A 2,838-nucleotide genomic window follows, 5' to 3' on the forward strand; every position below is an offset into this window, starting at 1 on the left:
TCGGCAAACGCCTTTTCAGATAAGACCTTCGATCTCAATGATGCTTCAAACCAGCAGAAACATACCATTTTGACTCCTTTTTCCTTCAAAACATAAAAAAACAAAGCCCCAAATCTGAGACTTTGTTCAAAAAAATTTTATACTTCCTTCACCATATCCGGAGTGACGCTCATCCCGGTCGGTACTTCATGATGATGGCGGCACCTTGGCTCGTACGCTTCAGACGCACCGACAAGGATGACGGGGTCATCGTAACATGCCGGTTCACCGTTGATCAGACGCTGAGTCCGGCTTGCCGGAGAGCCGCAGACGGCACAAACGGCTTGAAGCTTCGTCACTTGTTCGGCAATGGACATTAAATCCGGCATCGGCCCGAATGGTTCTCCCCGGAAATCCTGGTCAAGACCTGCAAGGATGACACGGTATCCGCTGTTTGCTAATTTCTGGACGACGTCGACGATGCCTTCGTCAAAAAATTGAACCTCATCAATGGCAACGACGTCCACCTCTGGATTCAGATCATCAAGGATCATGCTTGACTCCTCGACTGCTTTGGCAATGACAGAGGTACCATTATGAGATACAACCGATTCATCGCTATAGCGATTATCTAGTTTTGGCTTATACACAGCAATTTCTTGTTTAGCAAATTGAGTGCGTCGTACCCGGCGGATCAGTTCCTCGGATTTACCTGAGAACATGCTGCCGCAAATGACTTCTACCCAACCCGTTTGTTTCATGACATACACGAAAGCGCCTCTCCTTCCTTACACGTTGTTCTATAGAAAAACAGCCTGGCTGTTAGTAAAAACGGACTACACGTATAGTTAAAGCATTCCTTTATGTACGGGAATCATGCTTAGAATTCAGTAATTTGGCAGAAAAAAAGAGGCACAGCTCAATTGGAACTGCCTCTATTTCTTCAACCATTTGCTTTAAATGTAATAAAAAACAGGCAAGCATGAAGATCCTTGCCTGTTTTTCTAATAGAAGAGAAGGGTACGCATCTACGCACAAAGGCGTTCGATGCGTCCTTCCGGCTCTTCATTATTGTTGTTGATTTTTAAGACCGTATTTTTTGTTGAAACGGTCAACACGTCCACCAGCGTCAGCGAATTTCTGACGTCCTGTGTAGAATGGATGGCATTCAGAACATACCTCAACGCGCATTTCTTCCGCTACAGAACCAGTTTCAAATTCGTTACCGCAAGCACAGCTAACTTTGATCGTGTTGTACTTAGGATGAATTCCTGATTTCATTTCTTTCATCTCCTTCCGCCCTGAATCATCTGAGACAGAGTAATTTATTACGAAGATATATGTGATATGAGCATAAGCATGAGAGTAATAGCCAGCCCCTTACCACATCCAGTTTTTAAAAACACATTGATATCATTATAACAAGGACAAGGTATTTTTGCAACCTGCAAAACTGGAAATTCCAGTCACCCTTTTCCTTGAAAAATCATTCGATTAATAGATTAACGCTTCTTGGACTCTTCTGTCAACACATTGAAAAATTCTTCATTCGTCTTCGATTGCTTCAGCTTGCGCATAAGCTTCTCGGCGAAATCAGGCTGATCGGACATGGCTTTTCTGATCGCCCATAGTTTCTCAAGATGATCCGGTTTGATGAGAAGTTCCTCACGACGCGTTCCGGAACGACGGATGTCGATGGCCGGGAAGATACGTCTCTCTGCAAGAGAACGGTCTAAGTGAAGTTCAAGGTTTCCTGTTCCTTTGAACTCTTCATAAATGACGTCATCCATACGGGAACCTGTGTCAACAAGCGCCGTTGCAAGGACCGTCAAGCTTCCGCCCTCTTCAATGTTACGTGCCGCACCGAAGAATCGTTTCGGACGGTGGAACGCAGCAGGGTCGATACCACCGGAAAGAGTCCGTCCACTTGGCGGGATGACGAGATTGTACGCACGTGCAAGACGAGTGATACTATCCATCAGGATGATGACGTCACGCTTGTGCTCCACTAAACGCATGGCACGCTCAAGTACGAGCTCGGCCACTTTGATATGGTTTTCCGGAACCTCATCAAATGTCGAACTGACGACTTCTGCTTCTACCGAACGTTCGATGTCCGTTACTTCCTCTGGACGCTCATCGATCAGAAGAATGATTAGTTCTGCTTCCGGATGATTCGTTGTGATTGAATTGGCGATTTCTTTGATCAGCATCGTCTTACCGGCTTTAGGCGGAGCCACGACTAATCCACGTTGTCCGAATCCGACTGGTGCAATCAGATCCATGATCCGTGTAGAAATTTTATTCGGTGTTGTTTCAAGCTTCATTTGACGGTCAGGGTATAAAGGCGTCAATCCTGGGAAATGTACACGCTCTTTCGCAGAATCAGGCTCTTCCCCGTTCACCATTTCAACATGAAGCAGTCCGAAATAACGTTCGTTTTCTTTCGGAGGACGTACTTTCCCCGATACTTTATCCCCGTTTCGGAGGTCAAAACGACGGATTTGTGATGCAGAGATATAAATATCCTCAGAACTTGGAGAATAGTTGATCGGTCGTAAGAAACCAAAGCCTTCTGATTGAATGATCTCAAGGACACCTTCCATGAAGAAGAAGCCTTCTTGTTCAGCACGAACCTTAAGGATGGCAAAAATCAGTTCTTTTTTTGTTAATTTACTATAATAAGAAACTTTGTATTGTTTGGCTAGCTCATAAAGCTCTTTCAGCTTCATATTTTCTAAGCTAGAGATTGTTAACTCTTCCATTATGACACCACGCTTTATTAATTTGTCCTACTTGAAAATAAAACTTTGTTGTTATTTTCCATAAGAGAGTAGTGACTGATTTCCGCTGCAGGTG

At 44.4% G+C, this 2,838-nt stretch carries 3 protein-coding genes; all 3 read right to left on the reverse strand.

Translation table 11 applies throughout. The annotated features are described in order from the left end of the window. Positions 1 to 137: 137 nt before the first annotated feature. Entirely contained in the window at positions 138 to 749 is a 612-nt protein-coding gene (locus BVI01S_RS21710; RefSeq protein ID WP_034765125.1) for a thymidine kinase, read from the reverse strand. Between the two features lie 298 nt (positions 750 to 1,047). Further along, the gene (rpmE, locus tag BVI01S_RS21715) at positions 1,048 to 1,260 is read right to left on the reverse strand and encodes a 50S ribosomal protein L31 (RefSeq protein ID WP_034765123.1); all 213 of its coding nucleotides are present in this window, start codon (positions 1,258 to 1,260) and stop codon (positions 1,048 to 1,050) included. A gap of 221 nt (positions 1,261 to 1,481) precedes the next feature. Further along, positions 1,482 to 2,744, reverse strand: coding sequence for a transcription termination factor Rho (gene rho, locus BVI01S_RS21720; RefSeq protein ID WP_034765121.1), 1,263 nt, complete (start codon positions 2,742 to 2,744; stop codon positions 1,482 to 1,484). Positions 2,745 to 2,838: the final 94 nt, after the last annotated feature.

This window comes from Rossellomorea vietnamensis NBRC 101237, assembly GCF_001591825.1.
GTDB classification, from domain to species: Bacteria; Bacillota; Bacilli; order Bacillales; family Bacillaceae_B; genus Rossellomorea; species Rossellomorea vietnamensis.